The 17865-nt window shown below is 61.8% G+C and carries 12 protein-coding genes; 4 read left to right on the top strand and 8 right to left on the bottom strand.

What is annotated here, in order from left to right; all coding sequences use genetic code 11:
* Window position 1 precedes the first annotated feature (1 nt).
* The 8 genes from tssK to tssB form a co-directional block, all read right to left on the bottom strand.
* Complete coding sequence (gene tssK / locus CKW37_RS13785) at window positions 2-1339, bottom strand: type VI secretion system baseplate subunit TssK (protein WP_095156260.1); 1338 nt, start codon at window positions 1337-1339, stop codon at window positions 2-4.
* Window positions 1336-2355, bottom strand: a complete 1020-nt coding sequence (gene tssJ / locus CKW37_RS13790; RefSeq protein ID WP_159985259.1) for a type VI secretion system lipoprotein TssJ — start codon at window positions 2353-2355, stop codon at window positions 1336-1338. The genes tssK and tssJ overlap by 4 nt, the downstream gene beginning before the upstream one ends.
* A complete protein-coding gene (gene tagH / locus CKW37_RS13795) occupies window positions 2355-3686 on the bottom strand; it encodes a type VI secretion system-associated FHA domain protein TagH (protein ID WP_095156262.1) in 1332 nt (443 codons plus the stop codon). Before tagH ends, tssJ begins: the two co-directional genes overlap by 1 nt.
* On the bottom strand, window positions 3683-4702 hold the full coding sequence (tssG, locus tag CKW37_RS13800) for a type VI secretion system baseplate subunit TssG (protein ID WP_095156263.1): 1020 nt from the start codon (window positions 4700-4702) through the stop codon (window positions 3683-3685). The genes tagH and tssG overlap by 4 nt, the downstream gene beginning before the upstream one ends.
* Window positions 4666-6432 carry a type VI secretion system baseplate subunit TssF gene (gene tssF, locus CKW37_RS13805; protein WP_095156264.1) on the bottom strand — a complete coding sequence of 589 codons (1767 nt, stop codon included), beginning with the start codon at window positions 6430-6432 and terminating at the stop codon, window positions 4666-4668. Before tssF ends, tssG begins: the two co-directional genes overlap by 37 nt.
* A gap of 22 nt (window positions 6433-6454) precedes the next feature.
* A complete protein-coding gene (gene tssE / locus CKW37_RS13810) occupies window positions 6455-6895 on the bottom strand; it encodes a type VI secretion system baseplate subunit TssE (protein ID WP_256587751.1) in 441 nt (146 codons plus the stop codon).
* A 2-nt stretch (window positions 6896-6897) separates the two neighbouring features.
* Window positions 6898-8379, bottom strand: a complete 1482-nt coding sequence (gene tssC, locus CKW37_RS13815; protein ID WP_095156266.1) for a type VI secretion system contractile sheath large subunit — start codon at window positions 8377-8379, stop codon at window positions 6898-6900.
* A gap of 67 nt (window positions 8380-8446) precedes the next feature.
* The gene (gene tssB, locus CKW37_RS13820) at window positions 8447-8950 is read right to left on the bottom strand and encodes a type VI secretion system contractile sheath small subunit (protein WP_095156267.1); all 504 of its coding nucleotides are present in this window, start codon (window positions 8948-8950) and stop codon (window positions 8447-8449) included.
* Window positions 8951-9440: 490 nt separating this feature from the next.
* Here tssB and tssH point away from each other — a divergent pair, with 490 nt between their 5' ends.
* The 4 genes from tssH to tssM are packed head-to-tail and all read left to right on the top strand — an operon-like array spanning window position 9441 to window position 17864.
* On the top strand, window positions 9441-12071 hold the full coding sequence (gene tssH, locus CKW37_RS13825; RefSeq protein ID WP_095156268.1) for a type VI secretion system ATPase TssH: 2631 nt from the start codon (window positions 9441-9443) through the stop codon (window positions 12069-12071).
* Window positions 12068-12751: a type VI secretion system-associated protein VasI gene (gene vasI / locus CKW37_RS13830; RefSeq protein ID WP_256587752.1), complete on the top strand. Its 684-nt coding sequence runs from the start codon at window positions 12068-12070 to the stop codon at window positions 12749-12751. Before tssH ends, vasI begins: the two co-directional genes overlap by 4 nt.
* Window positions 12748-14172, top strand: coding sequence for a type VI secretion system protein TssA (gene tssA / locus CKW37_RS13835; protein WP_095156269.1), 1425 nt, complete (start codon window positions 12748-12750; stop codon window positions 14170-14172). Before vasI ends, tssA begins: the two co-directional genes overlap by 4 nt.
* A gap of 14 nt (window positions 14173-14186) precedes the next feature.
* Entirely contained in the window at window positions 14187-17864 is a 3678-nt protein-coding gene (gene tssM, locus CKW37_RS13840) for a type VI secretion system membrane subunit TssM (RefSeq protein WP_095156270.1), read from the top strand.
* Window position 17865 lies beyond the last annotated feature (1 nt).

A 17865-nucleotide genomic window follows, 5' to 3' on the forward strand; every position in this document is an offset into this window, starting at 1 on the left:
GTCATTGACTCCGGATCGCCCAGAACTGCAGTTGCAGTTCCGGGAAATCACCGCTGATGTGGAAACCGAAGCTGTCAGCGCCCTTGGGCATCATCTTCTGCCAGTTGCCTGCGGTGCGATCGAGCTGGAAATAGGTGAAGCCGGCGTGGAACGGCAGGTGTCTGGGCGCCACGGGCAGCGGACTGAGCGGGATGCCTGGCAGTTGCAGGCGGATGAGGTCGAGCAGGGTTTGCTGGGAAGCCACCTTGGCCTGCTGCAGGAACAAGTGGCGCATCTTCTCCAGCGGCATTCGGGCATGCACGGCGAGGATGAAATCGGCACTTTCCATCAGGCTGCCATCGTTGATCTGCGCGGTGAGAATGCCGTGCGCCTGCTTGACCAACGGAAGCGATACGGCGCGCGGCTGCAGCACGGTGCCAAGCAGGCGGCGCAGGGTTTGCTCCAGCATCAGGAAGGTGTTTTTCGGGTTGTCGTGCTGATAGGCAGGGAACTCGGGCGCAAGGCGCGAGCCGTCGATGCAGGTGGCTAGCTCACCGCTGGCCTGCCCGCAGGCCAGATAGGCATCTACGGGGCGCACGTCGGGATCCCGGGCCAGATGGCGGAATTGGTGCTGCCAACGATTAAGGGCCTGCAGGAGGCTGAAATCAGTGAAATCCGCCACCCCGGACTGACCGGGCGAACCGATGCGTTGAGCGATGCTCTTGGCCCGCTCGTGCATCAGCGAAGAGATTTCCTCCATGAAATGCGCCAGTGGACGAATAGCATGGAGGTGCAGACCGGTGATGTAGAACCCAGCGTCCATCAGCAGACTGCCGTCGGGCCGCAGATCCAGAATACGGCTCAGGGCCAGGCTGGTGAAGGCACTGCGATCATCGCGCTCGAGTGCCAACTGCAAGTTGGGCACGGCCAGGTCCAGCGGGGCGTGATTGCCCTGGTGACTGTGAGTGTCACGGACATCTTCCGAGTTCAGGAGATAGCGGGTATTGCCATAGCTGTCAGGCCAGCGCACCTGGCCGGTGCCGTCCGAACGCAACGGCAGCGTGAGATAGACCGTCTGGTTGGCCGCGCTGGCGTCGGGGATGGTCAGAGGATCCGGCGGCGGCTGGTCATGCGGGATGTCGAACAACGTACCGTCCGGCATGACACCCCGGGCGCGAATGATGGCGATCTTGCCGAAGGCGAGAAACTCCTGGTTCAGCTCCAGTTCGGTGAAGCCGTACCAGTACCGGCTACCACTGCGGGCATTGATGCAGTGCTCCAGATACCGAGTGGTCTGCTGGAAATGCTGGGGTTTGACGAAGAGTCCTTCGCCCCAGACGACGGGATTGCGGGTGGTCATCGGTAAGTTCTCGCAGGAGAGGAGGCGTCGCCAGGGGCTGGCGCGGAGCGGTAGCTTTCATCGGTGAGCGCAACACGGCTGCCTTGCAGCATCACCATGAGCGGGTATTTGCGACCGCGAGGCTCGATGCGAAAAACGTCGTGCCAACGCTCCGCATTGGGGTCGTGAAAATCCGCCACCACCGCGATGTAGCGAGCCTTTTCGTCGACGTCGGCGAACTCGATGAACTTGAACTGGCCAGGCGTGAGGATGTAGTCGTCCGAGGCCAGGAGGGTGCTGCCCAATACTTTTTCGGGCGTGTTGCGGAGCAATTCAGGGTCGGCGTTTTCGAGCATGGAGTCGTCCTTCAACTGCAATACGCGAAAGCCAACGGGCGTGGCGTTGTTCGGTGGAGCACGCACTTCGGCCGCCTGAGCCAGGACCGGTTCACGGCCGTACTGGCCCAGGTCTGGGCTACCCATGGCGGAAGCCCCGACGCCACCTTCACGGTTGGACAGCACCGGCGCTTGGCGCAGCACCCAGTTCGAGGGGAGTGGCCATCGCGCGGTCGTGGTGCCGGCGAACAGGGTTTCGGGCTGTGATTTGCCAAGGGTCAGGGGTGGCGCGTGCTCGTCTACGACCAGGCCGGGAATGGCCAGGCGCTGACGCACAGCGAGGGTGGTGAAGGCGCTCGTTCGCTCGCTCTCGAAATGACCGAGCAGTGCACGCAGATGCTCGATCAGGTCGTCCTTGCTCGCACTGCGAAAATTGACCGCGAAAGGCCCCTGCTCTTCCTGGTCCCATGGCGCTGGTTCCGCTTCGTCGACAGGCGCGGCAGCCGGGTAGCTAAGCGAGTTGGGGTTGACGTCCGGGCTGGCATACAAGCTCAGAGCGACCTGCGAAGGTTGGTCCTGCGCAGCACCGACCTGGATGGACGGACTCATCAGCACCTGGCCCGTTTTTGTGAGCACGTTGCCCACGGTGCTGCAGCCGACAAGCGCGGCCGAGGCCAGCAGGAGCGCAATGGCGTGCCTCATCATGCCTCCGCGCGCAGCGCCTGATCGAAGGCCTGCTCGAAAACTTCCCAGAACAGCTTGTCGAAGCCTTGCTGCCGGCCGGAGGTCAGTTCGTCGTAATAGTGCCCGTACATTTGCCACGCCCAGTCGGTAGTCTGCGGCTGCCCGCTGCGTGCAGGGCGATAGCGCTGGAATCTCTGCTCCAACTGTTCGGGTGAGAACGCCTGCAAGAGCGCGGCGAGCCCGGCGGTGATGGCCTTGTGTGTCGCAACCTGCTGTCGGCGAATCTGCTCCAGTGACTCCTCCACCGCAGCCGCGGGTGACAGGTGGACAACGCTGCGTTCGGTGGAAAACAGCGCTCGCACGGTGTCCGGGTAGTTTTGTCCCAGACGCAGAGGGTTGTCTTCGATGGGCTGCAGCGTGCGCCCGGCCAGGGAGATTCTTTGCTGATCGTCAGCCTGAGGAGCATTCAGGGCGCACAGGCCGCGAATCAACGCTCCGAGCGCACGCCCCGACTCGTTTAGCAGCGCGTAGGCCTCCGTCTCATCGATCGCTCCGACCGGCGCGCCAATACCCTCCACCAAGGGCTCGACCAGGCTGACAGGCTCTGCGTTGCTGGAAAACTGCCGTTGAATCCACTCTCGGGCGGCGGCGGGCTGAATGTCCTGTACCGACATGTTGGGTTCTCCTGGGGCATGCATGGGGGCGCCGTAGATGGCTTCGGATCGGGTGCTCGCGACGTCGGCCTGGGCGGCCAGCGGCGTCTGTCCGTAGTGACTTGGATCGAGGTTGGCAGTTGAGCCGTCGTGGACGACGTCGAGGGCCTCGAGAGGATCGAGCAGGCCTTGAGGCCCTTGGGGGGCTCCGAGCGCCTGGAACTCGGCCCAACCTGATTGCTGTCGATATTCGCTATCGACCTCATGCGGCTCAGCGCTGGGCAAGGCCTCCAGAAAGTCCATGGGCAGATATCCAAGGTCGCCGGAATGAAGCTCGGCATCGCCCGAAGGGTGAAGGTCCTCTCCCAGGTCAACGGAGATCCGGTACGGGCCGATGTGCAGCCTGTCGCCATTGCTCAATCTGGCGCAGGCATTGGTACCGAGCGGTTGTGTCTGGTCATTGACGGTGGTGGCACCGCAGCGATCGATAACCAGGAAATAGCCATCCTCGAGGAGAATCTCGCAATGCAGGAGACTGACCCCACCGTCGCGATCGCGCAGTGTCCAGTTGGCGTTCTGCGATCCGATGGTGCCGCCTTCGGCAACGAAGACATGGCCAGGCTTGCTGCCTTGCTGGAGCACCTGGGGGTTGTCTACCACCAGGGACAGGCGCCGAACGGCGTTATCTACAGTCATGTGCGTACCGTGAGTCGAACAGGGGGAGGCGTGCGCAGGTGCGGCTGCTCGAGAAAACTGGTCCAGCCAAGCTGGCAGCCGGTGTCGTGCCCCAGGTTGAAGGCGGGGATTTCGTGCTCGCACAGCCCCAGCTCAAGATCGCAAGGGGTCTGGTCGCGCAGCAGATAGGCGACCAGCATGCGTAACCGTTCGAAGTTCTCGCCGTTGGGCAGGAACTCGCGAAAACGTGCCTCCGACAGGGTGTGGATGACGATGGTGAATTTGCAGTGACGGGTTCGGACGCTATCGCCGAGGCGAAAGCTTTCGTCCAATTGCCCGTTGCGCAGCCCAAGCTGTGTGCGGTCGTCCACGGCGATGTCGGAATAGCGCAGTTCGAAGTCGCGGATGCTGACGTCCGGCAGGTCAAAGCAGTGAGCAATGAGCCCCGTTACCATGGCAGGCGAGCGGCTGCGGTGAACCACGGCACCGGCGAAGCTGAGCAGGCGACTCCAGGCGATGGGCGTGGCGCCGCGAATGGCATCATCCTTGAGTCCCACCAGGGCGAAGAGACGCTGTGAAAGTCGGTCACTCGCGCCCGGACGGAAGCGGATGTAGTGGCGGTATTTACGCCAGGCCTGGTGAAGCAGGGTCAGCAGACGGTGGTTGAAAAAATCGAAGAAGGCAGGACGGATACCTTCACCCTGCCCCGCCTCGTAAGCCAGGCGTTCGAGGTAGTACGACGGCAGCGGGGAATCGGGGCCGTGCATACCGAAGAAGGTCGCCTGCACAAGGTACTGATGCGGCAGATTCCCCTCCAGACGCTGCGCCAGGAAAACATCCGAGGCCGGGAATCCGACGCCGGCAAAATTGCTCAGGCGAATGCGCTGCTGATCGGCCGCATAGGCCTCGGCAGACTCCAGATCATCACCATGCAACCCATGCAGGCGCTCGAGCAGGCAGAAGAAGTCATGACTTCTGGCCTCGCCAAGCAAGACGTCATTCAAATCAGGGGCTGGGTTCCGCTGCGCATCGACCATGCGTAGTGCTCCTGATTCTTGACGTTGATGGCCTCCAGCACATGGAAGGAGGAAATGCTGGCGTACACGGAGAGGAAGTGGCTCAGCACCGTGCCAAAGAGATACAGATCGCCCTCGCAGGAGAACCCGTCCTGATCGAGCTTGACCACGGTGCGCAATCCGCGGATGGGGAGTGCCTTGAACATGCGATCGATTGGAGCGGTCTGCACCTCCAGCAAAGCGCCCAGGCGCATCTGTGTGGAGCGTGCGCGCTGGACGTCATGGTGGGCGGCGAAATCATAGGCGCGGATAACGGCCTTCAAGGGCTCGGCCGACAGTAGTGACAGGTAGGTCGGCGACAGGTTGGATATAAGGGTCCACAGCAAATCACCTTCCAGCACCGGTCGGTACGAAGGGGTTGGCGGGGTCAGGTTGCGGCAGGCTACGAAGGTGGGCATGCCCGGCGTGCGTATGCAGATGTCGCCCACCGCCAATGCCTGCGGCAGGTCGCGATTGCTGCAGGTCAGGGCGAAAGAAACGGTCTCTTCCCGCCCGATGTAGCGTTGTTCGTCGCTGCGCACGAACGACACCCGGTGCTCGACACCGGCGCTCATCAGCGAAGACTCGATCCGGGTGCGGTAGTAAAGGACGGTCCGCCCCTGCTCGAAGTCGATCTGATGGCGAAGGGACTCGAACGGTTGGTAGGTTCGCAACCAGGCGCCAGGCTGACCGGAGGCTTCGCTCTTCCAGCCGTCGACGCGATCGATGCTGAATATCTCATAGGCATCAGGTCGCTGGCCTGCTGGCCGCACGCGATGGTCGAGGGTCTTTCCGGTCAGCCTTACCGGTTCGGCGTCATGCTCGAAGAGGTTGACCGCGGGCGCGCAGTACAGCGCCATGTCACCCGTCTGCACCCGCACATTGTCCGGCATGGGACGGGTAAAGCGGAACTCCAGGCGGATACGTTCGGTGCTGGTGGTGGGCCAAAGGGCGCGCAGCCCAGCGAGCCCGAAGAAAAAATAGCGGCGAGGAAAAAGGAAGTACTCCTGCAGGATGCGGTATCCGTCCAGGGCGTTCTTCGGATAGGGCAGCAAGGCTTCGTCCGGACTGAACCCCGGGAAAACAATCTGGCTGGCAGGGATGTGCCTGACCACGCCGTCGCATTCCATACGCACATCGGCCAGGTATCTGGACAGCCACAGGTACAACGTCATGGCGGTGTAGTCGCTGCCGCTCAGGTAGAAATCCAGGCGGTCGCAGTCGTAGGTACTTGGCGGATTTCCACTCAGGGTGATGAGGTCCACGCGGACCGTCGATTTCTCCAGCGAATGCGCATCGCTGATTTCACTGATCTGCAACGGATAGACATCGACGTTCGCGCAGGTGCGGAACTCACACTCCACACCGTCGACGCTGCGCGAGCGGATACGCGCGCCCTTGGCGATGCGCTGGCGGACGGTGATGGACCGGTCCACGGGCGGAAACTGCATGATGGTGGTGCTGGGAAGCGAGCGCAGATAGTTCGGCCACAGCAGTTGCAACAGAGGATGCGTCAGCTCGGGAAAGTCATCGTCGATTTTCAGCCGCAGCTTGGCTGTCAGGAAAGCGAAGCCCTCCAGCAGCCGCTCGACATCCGGGTCGGTGGCCTCGTCTCCCAGAAACCGGGCCAGTTGCGGATTGTTTCGCGAGAACACTCGACCGAGTCGACGCAGGTAATCCAGCTCCTCCCGAAACTTGCTCTTCAGTGGCATCCCGCCTCCCCGGTCATTGTCTTCACAACACCTGAATCCGTTGTTGCCGCTGATGAACCAGCAGGTCTATCTCGACCTGCTCGGATGCCTCCGCAACCGGGATCTGACAATGCAGGCGAAAGCACAGGCCCAGCGGCTGCTCGGCCGCAGCAAGCATGCGAACGTCCAGCACCCGGACGCGAGGCTCATAGAGAGCGATCATTTCCCGGATGTTCTGGCAGATCTGGTTTCTCAGTTCCAACTGGCCCGCAGTGGCATCATTCATGTCAGGCAACCCCAAGCCAGGGCAGCTCTGCGAGCCACCCTGACGAGCGTTGAGCAACTGTTCCAGGTTGTTCTTGATGGCCAGAATTCGCTCGGACGCCAATGCCTGCCGGGTGCGCAAGCGCCTAGGCGGCAGGTCCGGGTCGAGCCGCTGAAACAGACTTCCCAGACCTGGCGAGGGCGATACGGTCAAATTCACCGTCATTCCTTGTCGAGCCGACCGACAAGCGAGAGCTCGAAGTTGGCGCCCATGTACTTGAAGTGCGGACGGACCGAGAGCGATACCTGATACCAACCCGGATTACCCTCGACGTCCTGCACCGCGATTTTCGCCGCGCGCAGAGGTCGACGGCTGCGCACATCGGAAGACGGGCTTTCCTGGTCGGCGACGTATTGCCGAATCCAGTTGTTGAGTTCCCGCTCCAGGTCCGGACGCTCTTTCCAGCTACCGATCTGCTCGCGCTGGAGCACCTTGAGGTAGTGGGCCAGCCGGTTGATGATCATCATGTAGGGCAACTGCGTGCCGAGCATGTAGTTCGTCTGCGCCGCCTGGCCTTCGGGCGTCTTGGCGAACACTTTGGGGCGCTGCACCGAGTTGGCCGAGAAGAAGGCCGCGTTGTCGCTGTCTTTGCGCATGGTCAGCGGAATGAAGCCTTCGCTGGACAGCTCGAACTCGCGCCGGTCAGAGACCAGTACTTCGGTGGGGATCTTGGCCTGAAGCTGGCCGAGGGACTCGTAGAGATGAACCGGCAGGTCATCTACGGTGCCGCCCGACTGCGGACCGATGATGTTCGGGCACCAACGATATTTGGCAAAGCTGTCGACGATGCGACCGGCCAGCGCAAACGAGGTGTTACCCCAAAGGTAGTTGTGGTGATCGCCGTCGATGGTCTCGCGATAGTCAAAACTGCGAGCCGGGTTCTCGAGTGGATCGTAAGGCTGGCGCAGCAGGAAGCGCGGCATGGTCAGCCCCAGATAACGCGCATCCTCGGAATCGCGCAGGCCGCGCCACTTGGTAAAGCGTGGCCCATCGAAAATGTCCTTCACTTCCTTGAGGTTCGACAGTTCCTGGAACGATTCCAGATTGAACATTTCCGGTCCGACGGCACCAAGGAATGGCGCATGGGCCATCGCGCCGACAGAGGCGACGTAGCCGAGCAGCTTGATGTCCGGAGCCGACGGCCCGAAGGTGTAGTTGCTGACCATGCACCCGACCGGCAGACCGCCAAACTGGCCGTAGCCAGAGGTGTAGACGTGTCGATAAAGGCCACTGCGGGTGATATCGCTGGCGCTCTCGAAGTCTTCCAGCAACTCCGGTTTGGTCACGTGCAGCAGGTCGATGATCGTGTTTTCGCGGAAGTCCGTACGGTCGATGAGGAACTTGAGACCACGCCAGCTCGACTCCAGCGCCTGGAACCTCGGATGATGCAGGACCACGTCCATTTGCTTGCCGATTCTGGCGTCGATCTGCGCCAGCATCTGGTCGACCAACTGCTTGTTGATCGGCCGTTGCTGATCAGACGACTTGAGCATTTCGGCGATGAAAGCAGCTACACCGCGCTCGGCAACGGCATAGCCCTCCTGGCTTGGCTCGATTCGCGTCTGAGCAAGAATCTGGGCCAGCAGGCCACCTTCATGATTGGAACGTTGTTGCTCGACAGGGGCGGATTGCGCTTCGGTCATGCTCATATCCTTTGAAAAATGAATGGATGAATTGCTCGCCAGCCCATTCGGGCCGGACAGAACCGGATCAGCTCACGCTTTCGCCGAGCACTGCTTCCAGCTCCTTGGCAAGCTGGCCGCGCGCAGCTTCATCACCCAACATGGCCTGCAGTTGCTTGCGAAATTCCGGGACATTGCCAAGAGGCCCCTTGAGAGCGACCAGCGCCTCGCGCAATTCGAGCAACTTGTTCAGTTCAGGAATCTGGCGGGCGACGGCGTCAGGGCCGAAGTCATCAATGGAATGGAAGGTCAGATCGATATCCAGCGAGTCATCCGCACTGTCTGAAAGTGTGCTGGAGACACTTTCCTTGAGGCCGATGCATTGTTCAGCCATGACACTGTTGAACGTGTCCTTGTCGATACGAACCGGAATTCGGTCTTCGAGCGCACTGTCTTCCTCTCGCCCGATAAAGTCCCCCGCCACCAGCAACCGCAAAGGGAGTTCCACTTCTTCCTGCTCACCATTGGTGGCGGGAACATAGGTGATATTGATTCGCTCCTTGGGGGCGACCGAGCCTTTTTTATTTGCCATGAACTACTTCTCCGGAAGTTCGCTTATTAGTTGGCGCTCATCGAAATACCCGCACATGCATGCGATGAAACGCGGCGCTCCGATGAGCTCATCGAGTCACATAGAAATCATCTAGCTCATGAATAGATTGACCATTTCGCTCCGCACCACTGCCGGAGCAACGCCAACGAACTCGCCTCAATTCAAAACAGCGCCAAGACTAGAACAAGGCCAAACAGCAATAAAATAGGAAATTTCCTCATTATCACGAGGAAATGCCTTCAAATTTTAAGTAACAAACTAGAAGAAAGCTTACAAAGCCCTATCGGAATATTCCTATATACAAGTAATTAACTTTAATGCTTTCTTTTCAGGTCGTTGCGCACCTCTAGTTTCGATGCACTTTTTCAATAGAAACCAAGTGACACTCGGGACAACCGGTACGCCCCACAGAATGGGCTGCCGCGCAACAAGGAAGTACTTCCTGCTTATCTAAAGGTGAACTACACAAATGATCACGGTTGATCCGGCTGCGCTATTAGAACGTCTCAGTCCCTGCTGCCGGCAGGCGCTGGAAGAAGCAGGAAACCTGTGCATCGACCAGGGCGGCGCGGAAGTGACCGTTATGCATTTGCTGACGGCATTCCTCGGACAGCCTGCCTGCGACGTCCGCGTCACGATCGCCGGCGCAGGTCTTGATGTCGATGCCGTGCGGCATGCCCTGTCCAGCGGCTTCGAAGACCGTGATTCAGGCCGCAGCCAGTACCCGTCCTTCTCCCCTCTTCTTGTCGAGGTTTTACAAGATGCCTGGCTGCTCAGTTCGGTAGAGCTGGGGCAACCGCACATACGCAGCGGCGCGGTCTTCCTGGCGGCCTTGCTCAGTCCCGCACGCTACCTGCCTCTGGCGGCCATCCGCCTGCTCGACGCGGTCAACCGCGAATCACTGCGCAAACGCTTTGCGGCGCAGTTGGCAGCCTCGGCGGAAACGCTGCAGGCCGCGGCGCAACCGCAGGCATCGGCAGCAACGTCAGGCGACGACAGTGCACTGGCCAGGTTCGGCCACAACTTCACCGCCCAGGCGCGCGAAGGACGCATGGACCCGGTGCTGTGCCGCGATGCCGAGATGGATCTGATGATCGATATCCTTTCGCGCCGGCGCAAGAACAACCCCATCGTGGTGGGCGATGCGGGCGTCGGCAAGAGCGCGGTGGTAGAAGGCCTCGCCTTGCGGATCGTGCAGGGCCGCGTGCCCGAGCCGCTGCGCAGGGTCGAACTGTGGGGGCTGGACCTGGGTGCCCTGCAGGCAGGCGCTGCCGTGAAGGGTGAGTTCGAAAAACGCCTGAAGGCGGTCATCGACGAGGTCAAGGGCGCCGCCCGGCCGATCGTCCTGTTCATCGATGAGGCCCACACCCTGATCGGCGCCGGCAACCTCGCCGGCGGCAGCGACGCGGCAAACCTGCTGAAGCCGGCGCTCGCACGAGGCGAGCTGCGTACCATCGCCGCTACGACCTGGTCGGAGTACAAGAAATACTTCGAGAAGGACCCCGCCCTGACCCGTCGCTTCCAGTTGGTCAAGCTGGAGTCACCCACCCCTGAGCAGGCCGTGCACATTCTGCGTGGCTTGCGCCCCGTCTACGAAGCATCGCATCAAGTGTTCATCGGCGATGACGCGCTGCAAGCCGCCGCCGCCCTGTCGAGCCGCTACCTCTCTGGACGGCAGTTGCCGGACAAGGCCATCGACGTGCTCGACACCGCCTGTGCCCGCGTCGCGTCTGCGCTGGCCGAACCGCCAAGGCGACTCAACGCACTGGAGAACGAACTCCGACAGATCGACGCCGAATCCGCCCAACTGATACGCGACGGCAAGGCTGGCCGAGCGATCACCCCGGGCCGGCTGGAAGCGCTGGCCACCGCCCGCGAGGGCATGCTGGATAACACCGGGCAACTGCGCCAGGCATGGGAACAACAGAAAGCACTGGTGGACGAAATCGTCGGCCTGCGAGCTGGCAACGACGACGAGGCTGTTACCCGGGTGCTGGCCGAAAAGGTCGCACAGTTGAGCGAGCTCCAGCGTACAGGCGCCTTGGTGCACGCCGATGTCGGCGCTGAACAGATAGCCCAGGTGATTGCCGACTGGACGGGTATTCCGGCGACCACTATCAACAGCGACCAGATGGCGCGTCTGGAAAGCTTGCCGTCGAACCTGAAAAACCGCATCAAAGGCCAGGACGCTGCCCTTGGAATCCTGCACCGACGCCTGCTCACCGCGCTGGCAGACCTGCGCCGCCCAGGCACGCCGATGGGCGCCTTCCTGCTGGTGGGCCCCAGTGGCGTCGGCAAGACGGAAACCGCCCTGGCGGTGGCGAACGTGCTCTTCGGTGGTGAACAGTTCCTGACCACCATCAACATGTCCGAGTACCAGGAGAAATTCACCGTATCTCGCCTGCTGGGTGCTCCGCCTGGCTATGTCGGCTATGGCGAGGGGGGCGTTCTCACCGAAGCCATTCGCAAGCAACCCTATTCGGTGGTGCTGCTCGATGAGGTGGAAAAAGCCCATCCGGAAGTGCTCGACCTGTTCTACCAGGCCTTCGACAAGGGCGAGCTGAACGATGGCGAGGGCCGGCGCATCGACTGTCAGAACGTGCTGTTCTTCCTGACCTCCAACCTGGGCTTCGATCAGGACGATGAGTCACTGCAAGACCTGGAAGGCGATGTGCTGCGCCAGCGGCTCATGGGCTTTTTCAAACCGGCATTGCTGGCCCGTATGCAGATCGTTCCGTATGGCTACCTGAACGAAGACGTGCTCGCCGAGATCATCGATGGCCGCCTGCAACGGCTGGAACAGCAGCTTCAGCAACGCCACCAAGCCACGCTGACAATCACCGATGCCGCACGGATTGAGCTGCGGACACGTTGTGCGCGGCATCGAAATGGAGCGCGCATGCTCGATGCGATCATCGATGGCGAGTTGCTCCCCCCCTTGTCACTGGCCGTACTGCAACGACTGTCTCGCGGGGAAAAAATCCAGCATGCGGAACTGAGCTGGGCCGATGGTGCGTTCGCGGCAACGTTGACGCCACTTCTGCCTGAACAGCTCCAGGCCGGCGGCCTGACTTCCGAACGGAAGGGTTCCCTCACATGAAGCTGATGAGACTGACAGTGCTGGCGGCGGTGATTCTGGCTGGCTGCGATAGCAGTGAGCCCGCCACGGCAGCAGGACCTGACTGCACCCGAATCACCTCCGCGCTGGAGCGCCTCGCCTGCTTCGATGCCATAGCCGAAACGCCACCCACTTATCCGCCACAGCAACCTCCGGCAACCGCGTCCGTTGCCGAGCCGGTGGTACAGGCGCCACACATCACGCGCCTGGTCAACGCCAATGAGGCAGGAAGGCGCCCGGAGGAGACCGTCTCGAGGATCACCCGTAGCGCGGATGCCCTGCCTGGGCAGAACAAAGTGGTGATTTCCGCACCCGCGCTGAGCGGTACTGCCGCCGAAACCTATCTGGCGATCAGTTGCCTGTCGAACATATCCCGGCTGCAGTTGCTGAGCGCCGACCCACTGCCGGTGAACCACATCACCATCAGGCTTCTGCTGGATGGCACACCGATTACGCCTACCCGTCCCTGGCAAGTGCTGGAAGACGGCACGGTTAGCGACGCCGGCCGTGGGCTGGTGGCCATCGAGCAGTTGCGGCACCTGACCCGTCCAGCGCAACTGCTGCAAGTCGAGAGCAATCACGGTCCGTTCGATGGCATGCGTTTCGATGCCAGCGCGCTGGCCGAACAGATGTCGAGACAACGCGAGGCGTGTCAGTGGTGAGGCAGCTTCCCCCGCTCGACCTCAAGGCGCTGCTGACGCCGCTGGATGAGCGCCAGCCTGCGGGTACGTTCGATGAAGAGAACCCGCTGTTCCAGGACATCGATCATGAAATGATCAAGCTCGGCGGCCTGCAGGAACGGGCCATCGATTGGAACCTCGTTGACCAGAGTGCCCGGCAGTACCTGAGCAACCACTGCAAACACTTTCGCATCGCCGGCCACCTGATAACGGTACACCTGCGAACGAACAGTTGGCGGGGCTGGGCCGAAGCCGCAGGCGTACTGGCCGGCATGGTGGAGAAATATTGGGAAACAGGTCACCCCAAGCCGGGCGCCGCAGGTTACTCAAGCAAGCGTCGCCTGGTTGAGCAATATCTGGAGCGACTGAGCGAGGCCCTGCCCAGGCTGGACCGCAAAGGCTACGCCGAAGATTTCTTCAAGGCGGGCCAGCAGGCACTCGACAACCTCCAGGCAAATGCCTCTCTGGCCGGGCTGGATGTTCCGGAGCTAAGCAGACTGGAAAGCAAACTGCGACAGCACACCGAATCCAACCGCGCCCCGGAACTGGCCGAACACCCCGTCTACCTGCCCTCCAGAAGCGAGGCGCTGGCCGATACGCTCCTCGTTCCCCTGCAGTCCAATCCGGGCAATGGACGGGAGAATCGCCGTTCACTGGTTTCGGCCGCCGAGATCATTAATCAGCAGGATGCCTACGACCCGACCGGCTATCTCTTGCGCCGGTTCGCCCTGTGGTCACACCTGACACAGGTGCCCTCGGCGACCAAGGACAACCGCACAGAATTGATGGCTGTCCCACGGGATGTTGCCGACAGCTACGCCGAAGCCCTGACAACCAACAGCGTCGGCCCGACCCTCTTGCAACAGATCGAACGCAGCGTTGCCTCGTCACCGTACTGGCTCCGCGGCAGCTTCCTGTCCGCCGGCACCGCTCGCAAGCTGGACATGCCACGGGTAGCCGAGGCCATACGCCAGGCCAGCGAACGCTTCGTGACCCGCCTGCCGGCCTTGACCACGCTGGAATTCGCCGATGGCCGCCCCTTCATCGATGACGACACCCAAGCCTGGCTGAGCGGTGCCGCGCAGAACAGCGAAACCGGCTCCGGCCTGGAATACCCGGCACTGCGAGACGAACTGAATGCGCTGCTCGACTCCACAGGCGTGGAGTCGATGCTGCGGCGCCTGGAAGCACTCCAGCAGCACAAGGCCGATGTGAGACATGGCTGTCATGTCATGGCCATCGCGGCCGAACTGCTCGCCTCCCGTGGGCTGGCCTGGCTCGCAGAAGGTTTGTATGCCCGAGCCCACAGCGTCATGAACAGCGCCTCCACCCGGGCGTGGGAACCGGAACTCTACGCGTTGCTGGTGCGGCACGCGCCGGCTGGCGAAGAACACAAGAATTGAACAGGAGCATTGCCTTGAGGAACATCTGGTCCAACTTGCAACAATACGGCCGGCCCGTTCTGCGCTGGGTCAAGCCCGGCATGCCGCTCATGCTGCTGGCCCTGGCAATGGCCGTGATTGCCATCTGGTGGCTCGGCCCGCTGTGGACCGTTGCCGAGCGGCAGCCCCTCGGCAACCTGACCGCGAGGTTCCTGGCCACGATCGTGTTGCTGGTGATTCCGTTGCTGGGTTGGGCGCTTCACCTGCGTCGGCACACTCGGCTATTGGAGGCGGAACGCAAACATGATCAGGAAGTGCAGACCGATAGCTGCCTGCGCTACATCGAAGCGCAGGAACGCGACCTCGACCGCAGCCTTGCACTGCTCCAATCCAACCTCAAAGGCCGCAATGCCTTGTACCAGATGCCCTGGTACCTGGTTCTCGGGCAGGAAAACTCGGGCAAGACCAGCTTCGTCAACCGCTCCAACCCGAGCTTCTCCCTGACGGGAGAGATGAAAGCGGGAAGTTGGCGCACACAGGAAGACCCGGACAGGCTCTACCCGATTGACTGGTGCATCGGCGACCAGGCGGTGCTTATCGACCCTCCTGGCGAGATCATCAGCCAGCCGCGGGTTGCAGCAAACCCGCAAGAAAAGGACGTACCGGACCCGGCCCCTGTCGACCGGGATACCTCGCTGCGACGCGCCACCGCCGGGTTGCCGGAAGACCTCCATTCGCGCCTGTGGAACAGCTTCGTCAGCTGGCTTGGGCGCAATCGCAGCCGCCGGCCGCTGAATGGCGTCGTCCTGATGGTCAGCCTGGTGACCTTGCTGAACCAGAAACCCAGCGACCGCAAAGCCCTGGCCATGTTGCTGCGGGCAAGACTGATCGAACTCAGCCGCGAACTGGGCACGCGCCCGCCGCTGTATGTCGTGCTCAGCAAGTTCGACCTGCTCGAAGGCTTCGAGCCCTTGTTCGCCCGCCTGCCCAAGTCGGCTCGCGAGGATATTTTCGGCTTCACCTTCACCCTGGATTCGGTACGAGACTACGACGCGTGGCTCGAGGAGCTGGGCGTGCGCTACGACAGCTTCCTCGACCGCCTGAACGAGCAGGTCTTCGACGCCATGGCGGATGTCGGCGAAATGTCGCAGCGCGAGTCCCTGTACTCGCTGGTGCGGCAGATGTCCGGTCTGCGCTCGGTGCTGCTGGACTTCCTTGCGGATGTGATGGGCAGTGATCGCTTCGCCACGCCATCCTTGCCACGCGGCGTGTTCTTCTCTTCGGTGTATCAGCAAGGTGTGCTCAATAACGCCTTCGTGACATCGGCGGCCAAGACTTACGGCCTGCGCGAGTCGGCCAACGCGATGCACCCCAGCGGGCGGGCAATGGTCTATTTTGCCCAGCAACTGTTCCAGCGCGTCATCTATCCCGAATCAGGCCTGGCCGGCGACAACCCTCGTGTCCTGAGACAGAAGAAACACGCCCTCGCCCTGCATTTCGGCATTGCCTCGCTGGGCAGCCTGATGATCATCGGCGGCTGGCACCACTATTACACCGTCAATCGCGACAAGGCCTCGAGTGTCATGGAGCGCAGCCGCGACTTCAGCGCCAGCGCCATCGACGGCACGCTGGACCCAACCGGATACAACCTGTTGCAGCCACTGGACCAGATCAGCAACGCGGTCGCCGTCTATGGCGACTACCGCGATGCCTGGCCACTTGTAGCAAACATGGGCCTGTATCAGGGCCGAGCGATAGGCCCCAAGGTAGACGAAGCCTACCTGGCGTTACTCTCTCAACGTTTTCTGCCGGCATTGGCCAGCGGCGTCATGGAAGCACTGGACGGTGCCGACATCGAGGGTGACGCTCAACTGGCGGCCCTGCGTGTTTACCGAATGATCGAAGACCGCCCCAATCGCCGCGCGCCGGTGGTGGAAGGATGGATGGCGGCCTACTGGCAGCGAGCGTTCCCGGGCAACGACGGTACCCAGCGCGCATTGATGCGGCATCTGGAATACGCCATGAAGTACGCCGACACACAGCTCCCGAACTATCACGATCGGGTTGCCGTGGTTCAGCGGCACCTGCAGCAGATTCCCTTGCCAGAGCGGGTGTACATGACCATGCGCCAGGAGGCCGGTGCGTCCCTGCGTTCGCCCTTGGATCTGCGCAATGAAATCGGCCCGGCCTTCGATATCGTCTACCAGACCGAGCCGGAAACGGTGGAGGGGCCTGAAGGGGAGTCTCTTTCTTCCGACGGACGCATCGATGCCCTGCTGACCGCCAGTGGCTATCGCAGCTACTTCGCCCAACACAACGAGGGCCTCACCGAGCTGGCGATGGTCGACCAATGGGCCTTGGGCGAGCGCGGCGGAATTGATTATTCGCAGGCTGATAAAACCATCCTGGCCGAGCGAATCCGCGCGATCTACAGCCGCGCCTACGTCGACACCTGGCGGCGCAACCTCAGCCAGCTAGAGGTCCGCGACTTCCACGACATCACCGACGCCGTCAGCATCCTGGGCAGTATCACAGGCCCGGCCGATCCGCTGCGCCGCCTGGTCGAAACAGTGCGCGATAACAGTGAGTTTGGCGTCAGACCCGTTCCCGCCAGCGGCACGGCGAATCTGATCGATAAGGCTGCGACACTGACTGATCAGGTGGCCGAGGTCAGTGCTGATGCCACTCAGACACCAATGACCCTGGAAATCGTGCGCGCCTTCACGCCATTGACCCAACTGCTTGAAGCCCGGGGAGAACGAGCGTCCTACCTGGAGGAAACGATGCTGGCAATTGGCAGCGTGCAGGAAAAGGTCCGCTTGGTGCACGACAGTCCCGACCGCGGTAAGGCTGCGCTCGCCATGGTTGTGGAGCGCTTCTCGCTGAAAGGCCCCGACCCCATCGCCAACCTGCAGCGAGTTGCCGCTGGCCTGCCCGAGCCGATGAACCGCCAGGTGGCCAAGCTGGCCAATGAGTCCTCGCGGGTGATTCTGGTGGAAGCGCTGCGCGAGCTGGAGCGGCGCTGGGATAGCGACATCCATCGCTTCTACCGCGAGCGGCTGGCTGATCGCTATCCATTCAACCCCACCAGCCGGGAGGAGGTTTCGCTGGAAGACTTCACCGCGTTCTTCGGTCCACAGGGTCGGCTACAGCAATTCCGCGTGGAGTACCTCAACCTGTTTCTCGAAGAAAACCTGGAGGCCCTCTACTCCGAGCGCCTCGGCGGCTACCTGGTGCGGGCCGACGTGCAAACCCGGCTGGAGTCGGCCGATCGCATCCGCGATGCCTTCTTCAACAGTCGCGGGTTACTCGGCGTGCAGTTCTATATCGAGCCCTTGGGCCTGGCGCCCAACAAACGCAGCAGCTCGCTCAGCGTCGAAGGACAACTGGTCACCTACAACCATGGCCCGACGACCAGCACGGCGCTGATATGGCCCAACACCCTGGCCCCCAACAACGAAAGCCGCATGAGCCTCGTCAATGCTGGCGGTAGCAGCAGCGGCCTGGTCTATCGCGGGCCCTGGTCGCTTTATCGACTGCTGAGCCAGGCGCGACTGAACGGCACCACCAGCACCAGCGTGGACCTCAGTTTCTCCGCGCCGGACGGCAGCATGCGTTACCGCATCAGTACGGAGAAAGCCAACAACCCGTTCACCCAGCCGCTGTTCAAAGGCTTTGCTTTGCCGCTGAAGTTGTTGCAGGACGGGCTGTAGA

The organism is Pseudomonas sp. Irchel 3E13, assembly GCF_900187455.1.
Lineage (GTDB): Bacteria > Pseudomonadota > Gammaproteobacteria > Pseudomonadales > Pseudomonadaceae > Aquipseudomonas.